We start from the raw sequence: 21,634 nt of genomic DNA on the forward strand, positions 1-21,634 counted from the left end.
ATTGTAACAAGGAATATGTGGAGGTAACTCAATGTATCAAACTATTATAATTGGCGGAGGTCCCAGCGGTTCAATGGCTGCAGTCGCCGCAAGTGAAGTAAGTGATAATGTCTTATTAATTGAAAAGAAAAAGGGTTTAGGACGAAAATTGAAAATATCAGGTGGAGGTCGTTGTAATGTTACTAATCGCCTACCCTATGCTGAAATAATCAAAAACATACCTGGTAACGGTAAATTTCTTTATAGTCCTTTCTCAGTTTTTGATAATGAATCTATTATTGAATTTTTTGAAAGCCGAGGCGTGAAATTAAAAGAAGAAGATCACGGTCGGATGTTCCCTGTATCCAATAAAGCACAGGATGTTGTAAACACTTTGATTAAACAAATTAATGAAAACAAAGTTAATGTTATGGAGGAAACTCCAGTCACAGAAATTTCTCATGATAACGGTATTTTTTATGTTACAACTCAAAAAGGTGAATTCCAAAGTAAATCTTTAATCATTGCTACTGGTGGTACATCTGTACCACAAACAGGGTCAACTGGAGACGGTTATCAATTCGCCGAATCTCTTGGCCACTCTATAACCGAACTCTTCCCTACAGAAGTTCCAATAACTTCTAGAGACGCTTTCATTAAATCAAAACGTCTTAAAGGATTAAGTTTGAAAAATGTAGAATTATCAGTTTTAAAGAAAAATGGTAAAAAAAGAATAAGCCATCAAATGGATATGATATTTACGCACTTTGGTGTAAGTGGTCCAGCTGCGCTTAGATGTAGCCAATTTGTCTATAAAGAACAAAAGAATCAAAAGAAACAGGATATTGCTATGCAATTGGACGTATTTCCAGATTTAAATCACGATCAACTCTCTCAAAAAATTAACTCCTTATTAAAGGCTGAACCAGATAAGTATATAAAAAATAGTTTGCATGGCTTAATTGAAGAACGTTACTTATTGTTTATGTTAGAACAATCCGATATTAGTGATGAAACTACATCTCATCATTTGTCTAATCAACAATTAAATCATTTTATCTCAAATTTAAAAGGATTTACGTTTAACGTTAATGGAACACTCCCCATTGATAAAGCGTTTGTCACTGGTGGTGGTGTATCTTTAAAAGAAATACAACCTAAAACAATGATGTCAAAAATCGTTCCAGGATTATTTTTGTGTGGAGAGGTATTAGATATACATGGTTATACTGGTGGATACAATATAACCAGTGCATTAGTGACAGGTCACGTTGCTGGATCTAATGCTGGAACTTTTAAAAATGAATCCTAATATATTTAAAACCTTCTAGGTAACGTTTTATGCTACCTAGAAGGTTTTTTGAGTAGTGAATTAAGATTTTTTATCTTTTTTAATTTTACGTGTAGATAACAATGCTAGCCCTGAAAGTAATGCTGCACCTGCTAAAGGTCCTGAATAATCTGTTTCACCAGTATAAGGCAATTCATTTATTGTATGTTGATTATTATTAGAGCCATTTACATTATCTTTATTATTTTGTTCAGTTTGATGAGTAGATTCCATAGAGTTTAACTTATCTTCTTTAACTTTTATAGCTTCTAGTTTAGTAATTGTTTGTTTGACTACTTCATCAACAGTTTTATTATCATTAGCGTCTTCAATTTCATTAAATGAATCATTCAAAATTTGAGAAATTAAATTTTTAGCTGCTAATTTAGCTTGATAACTAACCTTATCATTATCTTCAATGTTTCGAATGATTTCATCCGCTTTGTTTTGAATGATACGTTTGGCATTAGCTTTTTTATGAGTTTGTAATTTTAATTTTTCAAATTCTACTTTAAAGTTATTCAAACTATTATCTACTTCTTCATTTGTTTCTGAGTCATTCACTTGCATATGAATACGATTGACTAAAGCTTTTAATTTGCTAATAAATGCTTGCTTCTCTTCAACTGTCGCATCACTATTTACTTCAACAGCATGAATTTTAGCAGAAAGTTGTTGATGTAAGTATGATTTCGCATCAGATTTCTTATGTGCATTGATTTGAATTAAATCTAATTTAGCTAAACCGTCGTGAAGTGTTTTCGATACATCAGCATTAGCCTCAGAATCTTGTATTGCAAGATTAATAGTATTAACTATCTCAGCAAGTTTATTTAATACTTCTTGTTTTTCTTCAATAGTTGCATCCTCAAATTTCTCAAACTCATTTTTCTTCTTATTAGCTACATCTTGAATTTGCGCTTTTGCTTGAGGTTTAACTTCAGTTGTAACTTTCACCTCTTCAATTTTCGGTAAAGCAAGTGCTTTGGCTTTATCAACTTCTTTATTAGTATGAGCAGATAATATAGATTCATTTGCCTCATTTATCAATTCATCTAAAGTTTTTAAAGCTGCATTTTTCTCTTCAGTAGTAGCATCTTTATTAGAATTAATTGTAGTTCGAATTTCCTCAGCTTTCTGTTGTACTTCTAACTTAGCTTGAGGTTTTTTACTAATTAGAGAAAGTATAGATTCTATATCTTTAATACTTTGATTTTTAACTGCTTCGACCTCATCATTCGTTTTAGCATCATCAATTTTAGCAGCATATTCACTAGACGCTTCTACGAGTTTATCTATAGCTACCGCTTTCTCTTCGTCTGTAGCATCATTATTTTCACTAATAAACGCTTTTTGAGCGTCTAATTTAGCTAAAATTTGTTTCAAAGCTGCAGGTTTAATGCTATTAGTTGGTTCAATATTTAAAATTTTATTAATAATATCATTTTTAATATCTTCAACTTGTTGGTTTTTAGTCGCAGCATCTAATCGTACTTCACTCTGTTTAATTAAATCATCTACTAAAAGTATAGCCGCATCTTTTTCTTCTTTAGTCACTTCAGAGTTGTTGTTTATTTTAGCTTTTTGATTATTAGCTTGTTGTTGGATTTCATCTAAAGCAAATGGTTTTACTTGAACTTCCGGATTGATAACAGAAAGTAAAGAAATTGCATCTGTTTTAGCGACCATAACTTCACTATCTGCTTTAGCTTCACGGATTTTATTTTGGGCATCATTAACAATAGCATGAACTTTATCTAATGCATTCTGTTTTTCCTCATCCGTAGCATTAGGTGTATTGTTAATTGATAATTTAATTTCATCTGCTTTTGTATTTATAGCTTTTCTAGCAGTTGGTTTTTGAATTACATTAATAACAATATTGTTTAAATCATTTAAACCAAATACCTTTTCTTGAGCCACTTGTACATCTCTAGTATCCTTATCGATTGCACCTAAGACAGCACTTAATTGATTTTTCACATGGTTGATAGCATCATCACGTTCTTCTGTAGTAACATCAGGTGTATTTTCAAATGTTTTAATTAATTGATTAGCTAAATTGTTAAGTATAGTTCTAGCATTAGATTTACTTACAACTTCAGGGAAAATTGTTTTAATTTGCTCTGATATGTTGTTGTAAATGTCATCTACACCAGCATTATCACTTGCTAAACCGATTTCTTTTTTCGTAGCACGTAATAATTGTTCAACTTTATCTATAGCATTTTGTTTCTCATCTTCTGTCGCATCAGGAACTGCATTAATAATAGCTTCTTGAGCATCAACAATATCATAAAGTTTTAGTATTGCATTTCGCTTCTTATGATATTCTGGTTCAAATTGTTTAATCGTATTTAAAACATTATCTTTTGCTTCAGTTACTTGTGAATTTGTTTGGGCTTTATTAATTAATTCTATAGCTTTTTGAGCTTCTTCATTTACGAATTGTGATGCTTTATCTTTCTCTTCTTGTGTAGCACTGAAAGCTTGACTTATTCGGTCGATTTTTTCTTGTTTAGCATTATTAATTGCGTCAATTGCATTCTGTTTAACACCTATTACTGGTTCAAAAGTATTAATACTGTTAGTACCGTTCTCTTTAGCTTGATCTACTTGAGCATTAGTTTGTGCTTGATTTATATTAGTTTTAGCTTCTTGAACAAATTGATCTAAATGATTTAACGCTTGCTGTAATTCGTCCGTAGTTGCATTAGTTAATTGATTAACCTCGTTTTGTTTTCTTTTAAGTGCTTTATCAAGCTCAACCCTAGCAGCTGGTTTTTTAATGATAATAGGTTGAATATCTTTAATAGATTCTATGCCCTTATTCTTTTCTACGTTTACTTGATCTGTATCTTGTGCTAAACCAATTGAATTATTTGTTCGATCAGTAACCTGTTGAAGCTGTTGGGAAGCCACTTCTTTCTCTTCTGTAGTAGCTTCAGTATTATTAACAATTTCATTTTGTTTTTCATTACTTTTAGCAACAACATCTGCTTTAGCTCTATCCTTAACATCAGTAGATGGTTGTATATTAGCTATAGCTTTTGAATCTTCAGATATTATATTTTGAACATCTTGATTTGTATCAGCGTGTTTTAATCTATAGTTAGATGAATTTAATTCTTGTTCAACTAATTCTTTTGCTTCCAATTTTTCTTCTGTTGTGGCATTGCGATTACTGTCAATTAAGGCGTTTTGTTCATCTGCTTTCGCTTTTAATGCTTTTCTGGCATTTGCTCTTACTTCAGTAGATGGTTGTATTAATGCAATTTTTTGTATACTTGAATTTTTAGCATTGTCAACTTCATCATTAGTTTGGGCATTTTTAATGTTAGCCTTACCTTCTTCATAAGCTTGATTAATTTTATTTAGTGCATCATTTCTCTCTTCTAAAGTCGCTTCTTTATTTTTGTCAACTTCACTATTTTGTGCATTAACTTTTGCACCAATTTCATCTATTGCTGAACGTTTCTTTCTCGCTTGAGGTGTAATAGCTTCTATTTTAGGTCTAGAATTATTTAAGATTCCGTCTACTTCACTATTATGACTTGCATTGTTAATTTGTGTAGTTGCAGTATTTAATTCATTATTGAGTCTCTCAATAGCTTCGCCTTTCTCATCCTTAGTAGCTTCAGTGTTGCTATTAATCACTTGTTTTTGATTCTCACCTAATTGTGAAAGTTGTTCTTTCACATTTTGTTTTTTAACAACTTCAGTTTGAACAGCTTTCATATCTTGAATTGCTTTTGCTTTAATTTGGTTAACTTCATCTGTTGTATTAGCTTTGCCTATGTTAGCATTTGCTTTTTCTTGGATACTATCTACTTTATTATTTGCTTCTTCCATTTCTTCAGCAGTTGCATTAGGTGTTTGATCAATTAAATCATTTTTATTTTTAGCTTCTGTTGAAAGAGCCTGAATCGCATTTGCTTTTACCGATGTATCAGGATTTATTCCTGTGATTACAATAGTTCCGCTATTTTTTGCATCTTGAACTAACTGCGTTGTCGTAGCATTAGTAATATTATTTAATGCCTCATTTTTAGCTATGTTGACTTTATTAATAGCTACTGCTTTTTCTTCAAATGTTGAATTATTATTATCATTTATTTTGTTTATTTGATTTTGAGTAGTTTGTTCAATGCCTTGTTTAGCTGCTTGTTTCACAGTTGTTTCTGGCACTATTTTTCCTATTTCTGCAACACCAGTATTTTCAGCTGCTTGAACTTCGTCATTTGTAGAAGCTTGATTAATATTTTGAAGTGCACTAGTTTTCGCAGTTTCTAATTTCGTTAAAGCTGCCTGTTTCTCTTCTGAAGTAGCTTCTTGATTATTATTAATAAGTTTTGTTTGTTCTGTTACTTTATTATTGATTACATCATTTGATGCAGGCTTTTTAACAATATTAGGCTGAATATTTTCAATACTTGCCAAGTATTGTGTTTTGGCATCATTAACATTTTGATTTGCTAAGGCTGAATCAATTGCATTATTTGCCTTCGTTTCTTCCTGTTTTAGTTGATTAAGTGCTTCATCTTTTTCCTCTGTTGTAGCCTGACGATTAATATTAATTTGTTCTCTTTTATTATTTATAGCATTTGCTACATCAGCTTTTGCAGTTGTTTTAGTTACTGTTGATACCTCAATTTGTTGGAGATTTTGTTTACCTGCTTCAAACTTTTCATCCACTACAGCATTCGTTTGAGCATTACTAATTTCTGCTTTAGCTTTAGTTAAAGCTGCTTCAATAGATTGCGTTGCCGTATTTTTTTCTTCAGTAGTAGCTTGAGAATTATTTCTTATGTCAGCTTTTTTACTTTCTGCCTGAGCAATTAAACTATTGATAGCATCTTGTCTCTTATGAGGTTGGGCATTGATAGCACTTATTGCTGTGATTGCTTTAGATTTTACATTATCTACTTGAGCATTTGTATCCGCATTGTTAACATTTTGTATTTCTTCAGCTAATTTAGCATCTACTTGTGCTTGTGCTGCATTTTTTTCATCATCAGTCGCGTTGTTATTAGCTAAGATTAACTGTTTTTGTTCATTAGCTTTTTGTTTTAATTCATTAATAGCAGATTGTTTCTTGTTTACTTTTGCATGAATATCGTTAATAGAGTTAATTCCATCACCTTTGGCACGTTTAACTTCCTCAGTAGAATGCGCTTGATTGATGTTTTGATTAGCCTGAGCCAATGAAGTATTAACTTCTGTGATAGCATCTTGTTTCTCTTCTTGAGTTGCATTAGGCGTGTTAGTAATTTGAGCGATCTGATCATCAGCTTTATTTTGTAATTCTTGTTTAGCGTTAGACTTAACAGTTGTAGCTGGGTGAATTTCTGCAATTTTTTGTATGCCCTTAGTTTTTTCATTATTAACATCAATAGTTGTATGGTCACTATTTATATTATTTTTAGCTTCAGTTTTAGCTTGTTCAACTAGCTCTCTTGCTTTAGCTTTCTCTTCGTCTGTTGCATCATTATTACCATTAATAATTGTATCCTGCTGTTGAGCTTTTTGATCAAGAGCTGTTTTAGCATCAGTTTTGGTAGTAGTCGCTGGGTGAATTAAACTCATCTCATCCATACCTGTGTTTTTAGCATTATCTACTTGAGCATTTGTTTGTGCTTGATTAATACTACTAATTGTTTTTATTTTGCTTGCTTCTAGAAGATTTTTTGCGACCTCTTTTTCTTCATCTGTTGCATCGTTGTTATTCGTAATTAAGTCATTTTGTGATTTAACTTTCTCTTGAACAGCATGAATAGCCTCTGCTTTTTTAGTTGGATGAGCATGAATAGTTTCTAATTCATGTATTCCATTTTCTTTATTTTGATCTACTTGTGCATCCTTAGTTGCTTGACTAATTAGATTTTTACTTTCATCTTTTTTTTCAATTAAACGTTGTATAGCTTCATTTTTCTCATCTGTTGTTGCATCAGGTGTAGAATTGATAGCTTGTTTAAGTTGCTCAAACTTAGCATCAATTTCCCTATTTGCGGTTGGTTTCTTTGTTACATTAAGGATAATAGTGTTTATTGTATCAATAGTAGTAGTTTTTGCATCAATTACTTGTTGATTTGTTTGAGCTTGATCAATATTTTGATTACCTGTATTTTCTTCTGTTTTTACTCTATTTTTAGCTTCTTGCTTTTCTTCATCAGTTGCATTAGCCGTATTATCAATTACTCTATTTTGTTCAGTTACTTTGGTTTCTATATCTTGTTTAGCGGTAGGTTTTTGTTGTGCATTAGGTTCAATATTATTTATTGCACTTATGCCATTTGTCTTAGCCTGAGCAACGCCTTCGTTATCCGTTGCAGTTTGAATATTATTTTTTGCTTCATTAGCTTTTTGGTTTGCTAATTGAACAGCTGTATCTTTTTCTTCTGTTGTAGCAGTTTGATGCTGGTTAATATTTTCTATTTGTTCACTTAATTTACGATCAATATCACTCTTAGCATTTGTCTTAGTAGATGTTGACGATTGAATTAAATTAATATTATTAATACCCTCATTTTTAGCACTAGTTACGGCTTGATTCATTGTTGCACTATTAATATTGTTTAGTGCTTCTTGTTTAGCATTATTTATTCTGCCTATCGCTTCTACTTTCTCTTCCTCTGTTGAGTTATTGTTATTATTGATAACATCAGTTTGTTCATTAGCTTTTTGTTTAACTGCATCTCTAGCGGTTTCTTTCTCTATTGCTTGAGCTGTGATTTGCTCTATTGCAGTCATTGCATTTGCCTTAACACTATTAACTCCTTGAGATGTATGTTCTGTATTAATTTGTTGTTGAACTTTGGCTAGTTCACTATTAACTTTTGCAATAGCAGTTGCTTTTTCTTCATCAGTTGCATCTGGTGTCGCTTTGATTAAACCAATTTGCTCGTTTACTTTATTTTGAACAGCCTTTCTAGCTTCTGACTTAATTGTAGTAGTTGGGCTAATTTCATTAATTTTATTAAGACCGTTATCTTTTGCTTCTTTAACTTGTTCTTTTGACTTTGCTATTTGAATGTTACTATTAGCTTCAGCTTTTGCTTCTTCTACTTTTGAATTAGCTTCAGCTTTTTCTTCGTCAGTAGCATCAGGTGAAGTTTGGTTTTTAGCTATGATAGAATCTGCTTTTTTAGCAATTTCATTTTTAGCATTAGTTTTTACAGTCGTAGCAGGAGTAATTGAATTTATCGTTTGAGTTCCATTAATCACTGCGCTATCTACTTGAGCGTCTGTATCTGCGTTGTCAATATTATTATTGATGTTAGTAATTGCTGCATTTACTAAATTCTTTGCATCATCTTTTTCTTCAGTAGTAGCGTTATTATTTAAGTCAATTTCATTATTATGATTTTGAGCGACATGATTAATATTTTCTTTTGCTTGAGGTTTTTTATTAACTGTAGTGTTAATACCATCTAAAGTTTGAATTCCATTAGTTTGTGCTTGGTCAACATTATCATTTGATTGTGAATTACTTATTGTTTGTAATACAGCATCTTTAGCTTGCGTTAATCTTGTTAATGCTTCATTTTTCTCTTCTTGAGTAGCATTAGGGGTTTGATTGATTTGATCTTGTTTTGTTTTAAATTTCTCATTTATTTTTGTACGTGCTTGTTGTTTTTTATTAAAGACAGGATGAATATTTCCAATATTACTCAATCCAGCATTTTTAGCTTTTTCAACCTCTGTATTAGTTTGAGCTTGTGAAATACCACTGTCAGCCTCAACTTTAGCTTGATTTACACTTTCTATAGCACTTTGTTTTTCTTCAGTAGTACCTTCATTATCATTAGTTATTTCTCTTTGTTTGTCATTCACTTTAGAGGCGATTTCTTCTTTAGCTTGTGGTTTCTTTAGAACATCTACATTGATGTTATCGATTGTTTGTGTAGCATTTGTCTTAGCATTATCAACGTCATTATTTGATGTTGAACGATTAATTTGTTGTATACCATCATTAAGTGCCTGATCAACCTTGGTATTAGCAGCGTTTTTCTCTTCATCAGTTGCATCTGGTGTTTGGTTAAGTGTAGCTTTTCTTTCTTGTGCCTTTTGACTTAATTCCAAAATTGCTTGATCTTTTTTAATCGCATTAGGTTGATCTAGATTGATAGTGTTTACACCATCTTGTTGTACATTTTTAACATCTGAATTTGAATGAGCATTAGTAACATTGTTCAAAGCTTCTTGCTTATGTGCATATACATTATTAATTGCTGTCTCTTTTTCTTCATTAGTTGCTTTGTTATTAGCATTGATTTGTTGAATTTGAGAAGTTACTTTATTTTCAATTGCTTCTCGTGCCATTCGCTTAACTGTAGTGTTAGGATTGGCTGAATTAATAGCATTCTGACCACTTGTTTTTGCTTGGTCAACCTCATTGTTAGTAGATGCAGAATTAATGTTTTGAGTAGCTTGAGCTAATTCTCTCTCCACTTTACTTTCAGCTTCCGTTTTTTCTTCGGTCGTAGCTTCATTATCTCTTTGAATGTTCTGTTTTTGTTGCTGCGCTACCGTGTTTAATTCATTAATAGCTTGCTTTCTTTTAACAGGGTTAACACTTAATTGATTAATTGTATTTATTGCAGCATCTTTAGCGTTAGTAACATCATTATTTGTATTAGCATTTTGAAAATTTTGCAAAGCTTGTGTTTTTGCTTGGTTTACATTGTTTAAAGCAATATTTCTCTCGTCTTGAGTGGCTTGAGTGTTTTGATTAATTTCAGTGATTTTATCTTGAGCTTTTTGATTGATTATTCTTCTAGCTTCGGCTTTTTGTTGAGGGTTTGGAATGTCCGAAGAAATGTTATTAATACCCTCATCTCTCGCTGCATTAACAGTACTCTCTGTTTCAGCCTCACCAATTTTTTGTAGTGATTCCGAAGAATGATTATCAACTTTTTGAATTGCGACATTTTTCTCTTCATGCGTTGCCTCATTATTTTGGTTAATTAACGCTTTTTGATCAGTAACTTTATTATTAATGGCTTCACGTGCTTTAGGTTTTATTACTGGTTGAGGAGTGTCTGCAGCCAAGGTAGTTAGTCCAGTATTTTTAACTTGCTCGACACCTTCATCAGTTGTTTGATCATCAATTTTACTGAGGATTTCATTCTTATCATTATCTATTCTCTCCGTTAGAGCTTCTTTTTCTTCAGTAGTTAATTCATTGTTAGCTTCCGCTTCATCACTCATATCTTGTGCTTTATTATTAATTTCTTGAGCTGCGTCCACCCTATTAATTAATGTATTCTGTAATTGATGTAACAAACTATCGATTTCAGCTTGGGAAACTCTCTCATTAATTGGTTTATTATTAGCTTCTTCTTCAAGTATCGTTTGTGCTTGTGCTTTTAATTTTTTATAAGCGTTAAAAGAGGCTAAAGTATAATTTGAAGGTATAACTTCTTTATTCACTTGTTCTTCTAAATCGTCTTTATTCATTTTTACATCAATTGTAAATGGTGTTTGTTGCGCAGTTACAGTATTATCATTAGTATTTAAGTAATATTGAGCATAAGTTTTATATGTTATTGATTGATTAACTGTAACTTGTCTAGGCGTTGGAATATTAACAGGTCTTAATTTATATTTAATATTTAAAATTTTATTAGGTAAAAATTTAGCATCTTCTTGATTACTACTAGACTTATTCACACCATTACTTGTGAAAGTCAGTGTATTAGTTTGTCGATTGTAATTTACACTTAAAGGTTTAATTGTAGTATTTGGCATATTTCCATTAACGAACGTAGCTACAGTAGAATCATCAATATACTCAAAGTTTTCTGGTAATTTAACCGTATAAATTAATTTATTAGTATCTAACGCAGCAGCGAAATTACCATCATTCTCTATTCTAGTACTCACTTCAAATTGTTTATTATTCTTCACAGCATCATTATTTTCCTTAGGGAGCACCTTCAAATGAGATCCTGAAGCGATATCAATGGAATCTATAAGTGAGTAATATTTATATCCATCCTTTAATAGAGCCACTCGGCGAGTGTCAGTCATAATATCATTATTTGGTAAAAATTGAACTTTAACTCTAATAACATTATCTGGAATTTTAACTAATCTCCAAATCCCACCATCTTGAACATCTTGTTTCACAATTTGCTTATCATTATCTGCATTTTTAACTATTAAATATGTTCCACCTTTACCATTATTGGCAGGCATTGTATTAAATCCAAATATTAATTCTGAATTTGGATTAACAGTGAAATCTTTTTCAACTCCATTGAAACCTCCATGATCATTAACATCTGTCCCTCTTGATCTACCTAGAACCAATACATTACCACTTGCTTGATAGTTTCTAGGATCGCCACTATGAAATACATTGGTACGCTCAAGTTCACTATTAACTAACCCTACACTACCACCATTAATCATTTTGAATCCTTTTAATTCATTTAGGACTTTTACTTCAGGTTTATGTCTGTTATTACTACTAGTAATATCTAAATCATCAAATGTTAACGTTGTTTTTATACTGTTTGATCCCGTATTACTCAAATTAGGATCATTAGCTGTCGTAGCTGTGTTTGCGTTGTTGCTATCTCCAGCTGGTAAATCTCTTCGGCTTCTTTTTTTAGGTAAATTACTTTCTTCTCTTACTATCTTAGTATCGTGTGTGATTGGATTTGACGTATTTTTAGCATCTTTAGATGACTTATCATTAGCCTTAGCTTCTAAATAGTGTTGAGTTGTGTTATCAACATGTATAGCGTTCTCATCGATAGTAGAATTCGTATTAGTTGCTAAAGTATTAGTTTCATTTTCTAATTCATTTGATTCATTATTAGTTAGAGATTGTGTTTGATCTAGTGTATTGCCTGTAATTTGTGAGTTATTCAAATTATCAGATTGTTCTAAATGAGTTGTACTTGGTTTATTATCACCTTGAATAACATCGTTGTTTAATTGTGCGCTTGATTCTTCAGTTGACACATTTTGTCCAGAGCCATTTTGCACTGTTCCTTCAGAACTTTCGGGTTGAGTTGAGTCTAGTTCTGATGCAGAGGCTTGTGATGGATGCGCTAAAAATGTAACAGTCGCAATGAGTGCCGAAAAAATTCCAATGTTAAATTTTCTAATACTAAATTTCTGTTTTCTAAATAGATTCATTAAGTTGTTCCTCCTAGATGTTGATTCTTTGATGTTAGTTTAATGTGAATAATTATTTTCATGATGTTTAGAACTTTTTAAAAATCTGACTGCTTGTTTATTGAACACAATCTTTTTAGTCTGTTTAATTTTATCATCTATAATATTTAAAATCTACTATTGTATAAAATTATTTTAACTCAATTGAAATTTATTAATAATATTTTGTTTCCTAACACATAACATATTGCAAAAATCTTTTTTTGTACAAAAAAAACACTAGCCCTTGTCGGACTAGTGTGATAAAAACATTTACTTAAGATGAGTTTAAATACTGTCGATAACAGTACCTTCATCTCCCCATTCATTCATGCCACCTTCAACATTAACAGCATGAATACCTTTATCTTCAAGATATTCAACGACTTTAGCACTTCTAGCTCCAGCAGCACAGATAATATAATATGTTTCGTCTTTATTAAACTCATTTAAGTTATCAGGAATTTGATCCATTGGAATCGTTTTAGCTCCAGGAATAACACCCATAGCTGTTTCTTCATCATTTCTAACATCTACGATATTAACTGGATTAGAATCCAACACTTTTTTCTTTAGTTCATCTACTGTAATTGATTCCATTAATAATCTCTCCTTAATATTTATTTAGCAACAATGTTAACTAATTTTTGAGGTACTGCGATAATTTTTTTAATCTCTTTACCTTCGATACTCATTTTAACATTATCATTAGCCAAAGCTAAATCTTGCATTTCCTCTTTTAATAAATCTTTTGGAATATTTAATTTAGCACGGACTTTGCCATTAACCTGAACTACAATTTCAACTTCATCGTCAACAAGTAGACTTTCATCAAATGTAGGCCATGGTTGATAAGTTATAGTTTCATTATGACCTAGTTTACTCCATAACTCTTCACCAATATGAGGAGCAATTGGCGCTAACATTTTTACAAAACCTTCAATATAAGGTTTATAAATTTCATTAGCTTTATAACAATCGTTAATAAATACCATTAATTGACTGATTGCAGTATTAAAGCTAAGCGCATCGAAATCTTCAGTTACTTTTTTAACTGTTTGATTGTAAACTTTGTCTAATGATTTATCGTTAGACTCTACAATCTTGTTATTTAATGAGCCATCTTCAGTAACGATAAGTCTCCATACACGATCAAGGAATCTTCTTGAACCATCTAAGCCGTTTTCACTCCAAGCAATTGCTGCATCAAGTGGTCCCATAAACATTTCATATAGACGTAGTGTATCCGCGCCATGTGAAGATACGATATCGTCAGGGTTAATAACGTTTCCTTTAGATTTACTCATTTTTTCATTGCCTTCACCTAGAATCATTCCTTGGTTATATAATTTTTGGAATGGTTCTTTTGTAGGAACTACACCTAAATCATAAAGAACTTTATGCCAGAATCTTGCATATAATAGATGAAGTACTGCGTGTTCTACCCCACCAATATATAAATCAACTGGTAACCAGTGCTTTAATTTTTTAGGGTCAGCAATCATATTTTCATTATCTGGATCAATATAACGTAAGTAATACCAACAACTACCTGCCCACTGAGGCATTGTATTCGTTTCACGACGTCCTTTCATGCCTGTCTTTTCATCAATCACATTTACAAATTCATCAATATTAGCTAAAGGAGATTCTCCAGTGCCAGAAGGTTTAATTTCACTAGTTTCTGGTAGTAATAAAGGTAATTCTTCTTCAGGCACAGTTGTCATTGAACCGTCTTCCCAATGAATAATTGGAATTGGTTCACCCCAGTAACGCTGTCTGCTAAATAACCAATCGCGCAGTTTGTAGTTAACTTTTTTCTCACCAGCGCCTTTATCTTCTAATAACTCAATTGCTTTACTAATGGCAGCTTCATTTTCAAGACCATTGAGTTCACCTGAATTAACGTGCTCACCTTCACCAGTGTATGCTTCTAGTTGAACATCTCCGCCTTTGATGACTTCAATGATTGGTAAATCAAATTTCTTTGCAAATTCATGATCACGTTCATCATGTCCAGGAACCGCCATAACTGCACCAGTTCCATATGTTGATAGTACATAATCAGCAATCCAAATTGGTAATTTCTCACCAGAAAGAGGATTAATTGCATATGCACCTGTGAAAACGCCTGTTTTTCCTTTAGCTAAATCAGTACGTTCTAAATCTGATTTCTTAGAAGCTTCTTCTTGGTAAGCTTTGACTTCTTCTTGTTTGTCTTCAGAAGTAATGCTATTAACAAGTGAATGTTCAGGACTTAATACTAAGAATGACGTACCAAAAATTGTATCAGGACGTGTTGTGAAGACATCAATTTTATTATCAGTGTCCTCAACATTAAAGGATACTTTCGCACCTTCAGAACGACCTATCCAATTACGTTGCATATCTTTAATTGATTCAGGCCAATCTAAGTCATCTAAATCTTCTAATAAACGATCTGCATATTCAGTAATTTTTAGTACCCATTGTTTCATTGGTTTACGATAAACTGGGTGTCCACCACGCTCTGAAACGCCATCAACGACTTCTTCGTTTGATAAAACTGTGCCTAAAGCTGGGCACCAATTCACCGCAACCTCATCAACATATGCTAAACCTTTATTATAAAGTTGAATGAAAATCCATTGTGTCCATTTGTAATATTCTGGATCAGTGGTATTTACTTCTCGATCCCAATCATAACTAAAACCTAATTCTTGAATTTGACGTTTAAATGTTTGTACGTTTTTCTTAGTAAATTCACGAGGGTCGTTTCCAGTATCTAACGCATATTGTTCAGCAGGTAAACCAAAGGCATCCCATCCCATAGGATGTAGCACATTATATCCTTGCATACGCTTATATCTTGAAACAATATCAGTAGCTGTGTATCCCTCAGGATGTCCTACGTGTAATCCTGCACCAGATGGATAAGGAAACATGTCTAACGCATAAAATTTCTTTTGACCTAAATTGTCACTTGTTTTAAATGTTTTATTTTCTGCCCAATAATCTTGCCATTTTTTTTCAATTTCCTTGTGATTGTAATTCAACACATTTCCTCCTATTTCATAAAAAAGACACCTCTACTATTGTGTGTATAAAGGGACGACAGTGTTGCCGCGTTACCACCCTTATTCGCTTATCAAGCGCACTTCATTAAAATAGTTAGAGATGTCTCATTAAATTCATTTAATTATTGGAAACGATTTAGTCCTTAACACTAGTTCTCACCACTACTAGTTCTCTGTAGAAAAGCCTCTAAATGCTTCTTTCTATTCATTTTTAATCTTATGTTATCAAACGTATTATTGCAAGTAGTTAAAGCTATTTCTTCCATATTATATTTATTTAGAAGCTTTTGATTTTCTTCTCTTACGTCTTCTAGGTATAGGGGTTTCATTTTTATCTTTAGGCAAACCTCTATCAAAGATGCTTAGGAAAATGAGTCCGAAGCAAAGTAATACTATCATTCCTACAAACATCATACTCATATTCATTGCATCTACGAGTACACCACCAATAAACGGTCCAAAGGCTTTACCAACTGTAGAAGCAGAGTTTACAAAGCCTTGGTATTGACCCTGTTTACCTTCAGGTGCAAGTTTATTGGCAATAGTAGGAACTGCAGGCCATACAAACATTTCACCAAATGTAAGAATAACCATACCTACAACGAAAATAGCAAAGTGATGCGCAAAACTTGTAACAAGGAAAGAACTCATAAAGATTAAAATACCAACGAACATTTGATGTTTTAAGTTCCCTCTTAAAATTACAATAATTGGTCGAATAAGTGGTTGTGCTACTAAAATCATAATACCGTTTATTGTCCAAAGAACACTATATTGAGACATAGAGATATTGATTGATTGAGTAAAGGATGCAATTGTTGTTTCCCACTGAATATAGGCAATCCAACAAATAGCAAACATCGCACATACCAACATCATTGCTGTAAAACGTTTTCTATTTTCTTTACTTTTTAAATCAACTGCATCTTGATGCTTAACTTTAGCATGAATTTCCAAATTAAATTGTGTAATTGCAACAAGAGCAAATAAAACATACATAACTAAATTAGCTAGAAAAATAAAATTAAAGCTAAATTCAGCAACAAATCCTCCAAGTGCTGCGCCCAATGCAACACCTATATTTTGCGCTAAATAAATGGCATTAAATGTTTGTCGTCCCCCATTTGGCCATACTGCTCCGGCCATAGCATAAATTGCTGGGACAATCATACCGCCACCAAAACCTAATAACACGAGCCAAATTGCATACCATGGCCAACCATGAAATAGATTTAACAGCGTAGTACTGCACAAACATGTAATAGTACCTATAAGTATGGTTTTATAACCACCAAGTTTATCAAATAAGGTGCCCCCTAGTAAGTTACCAACAACCATGCCAAATGAATTAATCATTAAGACAATACCAGCAATTGTAAGACTTTTATGAAGTTCTTCCTTCATATAAATAGTGTTTAAAGGCCACAAAAAACTGGCGCCAGTGATATTTAAGGCCATGCCAATAACTAGCCACCAAACTGATTTAGGTATATTCATATCTTGAGTCCCTCTCTTTATGTTTTTCTCAATCTACAATAGACACTACAACACTAAAATATGTTAAAATCTGTACTTAGAACTAAAATAGAAAGGAAAATGTATTATGGGTAATTTTTTCCCGTATGCTTTTGAAAATAAACGATATCACACATGGAATTATCATTTAAAAAATAAATTTGGACGAAAAATATTTAAAGTTGCTTTAGACGGTGGATTTGACTGCCCTAATAGAGATGGTACTGTCGCACATGGAGGTTGTACTTTTTGCTCAGCTGCAGGAAGTGGTGACTTTGCTGGTAACAGAGCTGATCCCATTGAAGTACAATTCCAACAGATTAAAGAAAGAATGCATGAAAAATGGAGCGAAGGACAATACATTGCTTACTTCCAAGCCTTCACTAACACACATGCGCCTGTAGAAGTGCTGAAAGAAAAATATGAACCAGTACTTAAAGAAGAAGGTGTTGTCGGTTTATCCATAGCCACACGTCCTGACTGTTTACCTGATGACGTAGTAGAATACTTAGCTGAACTCAATGAACGAACTTATCTTTGGGTTGAGTTGGGCTTACAAACTGTTCATCAAACTACTTCTGATTTAATTAACCGTGCACATGACATGCAAACGTATTATGAAGGCGTAGCGAAATTACGTAAACATAACATTAATGTATGTACTCACATCATCAATGGTTTACCAGGCGAAGATTACGATATGATGATGGAGACTGCTAAAGAAGTTGCGCAAATGGATGTTCAAGGCATTAAAATTCACTTACTTCATTTATTAAAAGGAACACCAATGGTAAAACAATATGAAAAAGGCATGTTAGAATTCATGAGTCAAGAAGACTATACAAATTTAGTATGTGATCAACTTGAGGTCATTCCTCCTGAAATGATTGTTCATCGTATTACAGGTGATGGCCCTATCGATTTAATGGTTGGACCAATGTGGAGTGTAAATAAATGGGAAGTCCTAAATGAAATTGATAATGAATTAGAACGTAGAGGCTCTTATCAAGGGAAAAAATTTGAGCAGAAGGTTAAATCATGAAAATCGAGCGTATTCTCCCCTTCTCAAAGTCATTGATTGATAGTCATGTTTGTGAGAGTAGTATCGTCATTGATGCTACTTGTGGAAACGGTAATGATACGCTATATCTTGCTGAAAAAGTCACTAATGGGTTTGTTTATGGATTTGATATTCAGAAAGAAGCGATAGATAATACTCAACTCAAAGTAAGTGATTTTAACAATGTTTCTTTAATTCAGGACAGTCATGAAAATGTAAAACAACACGTCTTAGAAAAACATCTAAATCTCATTGATTGCGCTATATTCAATTTAGGTTATTTACCCAAAGGAGATAAATCAATAGTTACTAAACCGGATTCAACTATTAAAGCTATTGAGGAAATATTTGATATGATGCGTGTCGAAGGTATTATTATTCTAGTTATTTATCATGGACATGATGAGGGTAAATTGGAGCGAGACGCACTTTTAAAATATCTTAAAGAACTTGATCAACAGAAAGCGCATGTTTTACAGTATCAATTTATTAATCAAAAAAATAATGCACCTTTCATATGTGCAATTGAAAAAAGAATATAAATATATAAAAGATCTTATTCTCACCTTTGATTTAAGCGTAGAATAAGATCTCTTTTAATAATAAAATATAAGACTAGTTAAACAGCTAAAATTGATTTTAAACTATTTTGCATTGGCTCTGATTTACTTCTAATTGATTGTCCAATAAAGTTAAGTAAATCTTCTTTTTGGGAATTGAGTTTTTCATTATAATGAATAATTACAGTTCGTTCATCATCTTGAGGTCTTTCTTTATAAATCCATTCAAGATTAACCAAATTGTTGTACGTTCTTGTACGTTTATATGGCTTAATGTGAACGAATTTATCCATTTGTTTAAGAGTCATTGAACCTTCTTCCCAAAGTGTAAGTAAAATTAAAACTTCTTCTTTAGACATTTTATACTCTTTTTTGATTGTATCAAAAATCGAGTTAATGTCAGAAAGTAATGCCTCTAATTGCAAAATTCCATGTACTCTCTCTTTTTCACTTTTAGTCAAAATTAACATCTCCCAAATAAAATAACTGTTAATATTTTTCTAAGTTAACCGGTTCTCCCTTAATAATTAAAACCGGTTAAATTAAAAAAATATCTAATTTTCTCTATTATTTAATTGAATGTGTTAATTTAAAATCAAATTTAGTGCCTTTGATTAGAACTAGACTAGAAGCATTAGTACATATAATAAAACATCCCAAATAATAATATAATTTTAGTTCAACTTCTAGTCTCAATACATATTAAAATTATATTATTTATACAAACAAAATATATCAAGTTCCTAATTAAAATGCAATGTTTTTGTTAAATATCTCTATTAAAATTGTAAATTGTTTTTAGTTACAATAAAATGATATTTTGAATTAAACATTCTAAAAAAAAGAGCTTACATTACGCAAGCTCTTTCTTAACCTAAATATCTTCTATTTCTTCCTCTTTAACCACAAACCCCATAGTGTTAACACTATTATTTAAAAAAGTAAGAACATATCTCATAACTTGATCTCTCTCGGGTTCATTATGAATTTCATGATATAAACCATTCCAAGCCTTAAAGTACAATTCATTACTAGCTAATTTATCTTTAAGTTCTATGATAGCATCAGTTTCTAAAATTTTATCTTCAGTTCCATACATGATAAGCGCTGGTAATGGTTTAATATCTTTAATATGATCCATTGTCTCTTTCATTTTTTCAACGATTAAGTTATACCAACGATACGTTACTTTCTTCAACATGAGACCATCATTATCTGTTTCGTCAATAATTTCATCATTTCGAGTTAAATCTTGTGAAGAGATGCCCACTTTGAACCTAGTATCCTTGGACATCTTACCTAAATTAGAGATAATTTTATTCTTTCGACCTTTACCAGTTCTTCTAAGTTCTAGCATAGGAGACAATAGCATTACACCTTCAATAGGTAATTCAGCCTTTTCTAAGAGATTTACGACAATTAAACCACCTAAACCAACACCTAAAACAAAGGTAGGAATTTTATATTCATTGGCTATTTTGATCCATTCTAATAAATTTTCATGATATGTATTAAAGTCATCGATTTGACCTTTATTTGCTCGTGAGGTTTGTCCCTGTCCAGGCAAGTCTCCCATAATAACATGATAACCATTTCTTCGTAACATGGTAATAACGTATGCATATCGTCCAGTATGTTCTAAAATATTATGAGCAATGACTACGACGCCTTTTGCGTCATTTTCTGTTTCCCACTTCCACATTCTAAGACTGCCCCTTTTTATTTATTCTTTAATAGTACAATTATATCAAAACAAACATATTTATTACCATTTTTAGCATAACTTTCACTTAAAATTAATGTAATTGTAGATATTACCACCTTAAACATAAAGTATAAAACTACTCTATTAGTGGTTTAATGCGTTATGTAAACGCTTTCTCAAACATTAGTTTCGTGATACACTATTTTTAAACATTAATGTATCAATGTATTGGAGGTATTACATATGTCACTTTTCCGAGATTTTTTTATCGCATTATCTAATAATACTTATTTAAATGAAACTGCTAAAAAGGTTGGCCCTAGAATGGGTGCTAATAAAGTAGTAGCTGGAAATACTATTCCTCAACTAATTGAAACAATTCAATATCTTAATGAATATAGAATTGCGGTCACTGTTGACTGTTTAGGCGAATTTGTTGAAACTAAAGAAGAAAGTTTACATGCAAAACAACAAATTTTAGAAATTATTGAAGCAATTCAATATTTTAATGTTGAGGCACACATGTCAGTTAAAATCAGTCAATTAGGCAGTGAATTTGATTTAGATCTTGCTTATGAGAATATGCGTGAAATACTTCTTAAAGCAGATGAGTGTGGCAAAATGCACATTAACATTGATACTGAGAAATATCATAGTTTACAACAGATACAACATGTACTTGATAAACTCAAAGGAGAATTTAAAAATGTCGGTACGGTAGTTCAAGCGTACTTATATGAAGCTGAAGATTTAATTGATAAATACCCAGACTTACGATTGCGATTAGTTAAAGGTGCTTATAAAGAAGATGAAACTATCGCCTATCAAACCAAAGAAGACATTGATTCCAATTATATTAAAATTATAGAGAAAAGACTTTTAAACGCACGTAATTATACATCAATTGCGACACATGATGATCAAATCATTAGTCATGTTAAACAATTTATGAAGAAAAATCACATTGAAAAAGATCAAATGGAATTTCAAATGTTATACGGCTTTCGTTCTGATCTTGCTCAATCCATTGCCAATGAAGGCTATCATTTTACAGTTTATGTTCCTTTTGGAGATGATTGGTTCGCTTACTTCATGAGAAGATTAGCTGAAAGACCTCAGAACCTGTCACTTGCATTTAAAGAATTTTCAAACCCTAAAGTTTTAAAAAGGATAGCCCTCTACGGCAGCGTGGCCACAGGCTTAGCCTCAACCCTAGCCATAGCAACCAAACTACTCAAGAGGTAACAAACCAAACGACAC

10 protein-coding genes are annotated in these 21,634 nt (G+C 31.9%); 4 read left to right on the forward strand and 6 right to left on the reverse strand.

Going from position 1 to position 21,634, the window contains the following annotated elements:
- Positions 1-31: 31 nt before the first annotated feature.
- On the forward strand, positions 32-1,291 hold the full coding sequence (locus HMPREF2706_RS04725) for a BaiN/RdsA family NAD(P)/FAD-dependent oxidoreductase (RefSeq protein ID WP_049427355.1): 1,260 nt from the start codon (positions 32-34) through the stop codon (positions 1,289-1,291).
- A gap of 60 nt (positions 1,292-1,351) precedes the next feature.
- On the opposite strand, the gene HMPREF2706_RS04730 is transcribed toward HMPREF2706_RS04725, so the two are convergent.
- The 4 genes from HMPREF2706_RS04730 to HMPREF2706_RS04745 form a co-directional block, all read right to left on the reverse strand.
- Positions 1,352-12,460, reverse strand: coding sequence for a SasC/FmtB family protein (locus HMPREF2706_RS04730; RefSeq protein ID WP_070862222.1), 11,109 nt, complete (start codon positions 12,458-12,460; stop codon positions 1,352-1,354).
- 306 nt (positions 12,461-12,766) lie between these two features.
- Entirely contained in the window at positions 12,767-13,078 is a 312-nt protein-coding gene (locus HMPREF2706_RS04735; RefSeq protein ID WP_002434691.1) for a rhodanese-like domain-containing protein, read from the reverse strand.
- A 20-nt stretch (positions 13,079-13,098) separates the two neighbouring features.
- Positions 13,099-15,516: a leucine--tRNA ligase gene (leuS, locus tag HMPREF2706_RS04740; protein WP_172969458.1), complete on the reverse strand. Its 2,418-nt coding sequence runs from the start codon at positions 15,514-15,516 to the stop codon at positions 13,099-13,101.
- A 291-nt stretch (positions 15,517-15,807) separates the two neighbouring features.
- The gene (locus tag HMPREF2706_RS04745; protein ID WP_002434677.1) at positions 15,808-17,031 is read right to left on the reverse strand and encodes an MDR family MFS transporter; all 1,224 of its coding nucleotides are present in this window, start codon (positions 17,029-17,031) and stop codon (positions 15,808-15,810) included.
- Between the two features lie 106 nt (positions 17,032-17,137).
- Here HMPREF2706_RS04745 and HMPREF2706_RS04750 point away from each other — a divergent pair, with 106 nt between their 5' ends.
- Together HMPREF2706_RS04750 and HMPREF2706_RS04755 are read left to right on the forward strand one after the other, a co-directional pair.
- Positions 17,138-18,091, forward strand: a complete 954-nt coding sequence (locus HMPREF2706_RS04750) for a tRNA modification radical SAM protein MnmL/YtqA (RefSeq protein WP_002434687.1) — start codon at positions 17,138-17,140, stop codon at positions 18,089-18,091.
- Positions 18,088-18,651: a tRNA 5-(aminomethyl)-2-thiouridylate-methyltransferase MnmM gene (locus HMPREF2706_RS04755; RefSeq protein WP_049427361.1), complete on the forward strand. Its 564-nt coding sequence runs from the start codon at positions 18,088-18,090 to the stop codon at positions 18,649-18,651. The genes HMPREF2706_RS04750 and HMPREF2706_RS04755 overlap by 4 nt, the downstream gene beginning before the upstream one ends.
- A 77-nt stretch (positions 18,652-18,728) precedes the next feature.
- Here the strand turns inward: HMPREF2706_RS04755 and HMPREF2706_RS04760 are convergent, their stop codons facing one another.
- On the reverse strand, positions 18,729-19,130 hold the full coding sequence (locus HMPREF2706_RS04760; protein WP_002434669.1) for a transcriptional regulator, SarA/Rot family: 402 nt from the start codon (positions 19,128-19,130) through the stop codon (positions 18,729-18,731).
- Positions 19,131-19,543: 413 nt separating this feature from the next.
- Positions 19,544-20,371 (reverse strand): alpha/beta fold hydrolase, encoded by an 828-nt coding sequence (locus HMPREF2706_RS04765; protein ID WP_049427363.1) that lies wholly within the window; start codon positions 20,369-20,371, stop codon positions 19,544-19,546.
- 246 nt (positions 20,372-20,617) lie between these two features.
- Between HMPREF2706_RS04765 and HMPREF2706_RS04770 the strand changes: the two genes are divergently transcribed.
- A complete protein-coding gene (locus HMPREF2706_RS04770; protein ID WP_049427366.1) occupies positions 20,618-21,619 on the forward strand; it encodes a proline dehydrogenase family protein in 1,002 nt (333 codons plus the stop codon).
- The last annotated feature ends 15 nt before the right edge of the window (positions 21,620-21,634 follow it).

The organism is Staphylococcus sp. HMSC067F07 (assembly GCF_001837405.1).
In the GTDB taxonomy this organism is placed as follows: Bacteria; Bacillota; Bacilli; order Staphylococcales; family Staphylococcaceae; genus Staphylococcus; species Staphylococcus capitis.

What these genes read in the sequence shown, in the direction of transcription:
- HMPREF2706_RS04750 (WP_002434687.1), top strand. Translation starts at nt 17,138, where the DNA reads ATGGGTAATTTTTTCCCGTATGCTTTTGAAAATAAACGATATCACACA.
- HMPREF2706_RS04770 (WP_049427366.1), top strand. Translation starts at nt 20,618, where the DNA reads ATGTCACTTTTCCGAGATTTTTTTATCGCATTATCTAATAATACTTAT.
- HMPREF2706_RS04730 (WP_070862222.1), bottom strand. Translation starts at nt 12,460, where the DNA reads ATGAATCTATTTAGAAAACAGAAATTTAGTATTAGAAAATTTAACATT.
- HMPREF2706_RS04745 (WP_002434677.1), bottom strand. Translation starts at nt 17,031, where the DNA reads ATGAATATACCTAAATCAGTTTGGTGGCTAGTTATTGGCATGGCCTTA.
- HMPREF2706_RS04755 (WP_049427361.1), top strand. Translation starts at nt 18,088, where the DNA reads ATGAAAATCGAGCGTATTCTCCCCTTCTCAAAGTCATTGATTGATAGT.
- HMPREF2706_RS04735 (WP_002434691.1), bottom strand. Translation starts at nt 13,078, where the DNA reads ATGGAATCAATTACAGTAGATGAACTAAAGAAAAAAGTGTTGGATTCT.
- HMPREF2706_RS04765 (WP_049427363.1), bottom strand. Translation starts at nt 20,371, where the DNA reads ATGTGGAAGTGGGAAACAGAAAATGACGCAAAAGGCGTCGTAGTCATT.
- HMPREF2706_RS04725 (WP_049427355.1), top strand. Translation starts at nt 32, where the DNA reads ATGTATCAAACTATTATAATTGGCGGAGGTCCCAGCGGTTCAATGGCT.